The 281-nt window shown below is 38.1% G+C and carries 1 protein-coding gene; it reads left to right on the top strand.

Going from position 1 to position 281, the window contains the following annotated elements:
* A partial coding sequence (locus AOA60_RS23855; protein ID WP_143522544.1) for a FadR/GntR family transcriptional regulator occupies positions 1–281 on the top strand: 281 nt, incomplete at both ends.

Below are 281 nucleotides of genomic sequence, written 5' to 3'. Positions count from 1 at the left end.
TAGCGGGATTCTTTCTACGTGACAGTAAGGCGAGACAAGATGTTAAGGAAACTAGAAAAATTATTGAGGTAGAGGCAGTTCGATTAGCATGTTCTAGAATGACAAATGATCAATTGAAAGAGCTTGAGACATTTATTCAGCAATCCAAGGAACAATGGGCGGAAGGGAAGCTTCCAGTAGATGAAGATTATTTATTTCACCATACGCTTGTTGCGTCAAGCCATAATAGACTCCTACTAAATATATGGCGTCCATTAGTAAGTTACAATAAAGTTGCAATC

Origin of the sequence: Pseudomonas sp. 2822-17 (genome assembly GCF_002742485.1) — a bacterium.
GTDB lineage: Bacteria > Pseudomonadota > Gammaproteobacteria > Pseudomonadales > Pseudomonadaceae > Aquipseudomonas > Aquipseudomonas cyclaminis.
This window is presented reverse-complemented; position numbering and strand designations above follow the sequence as displayed.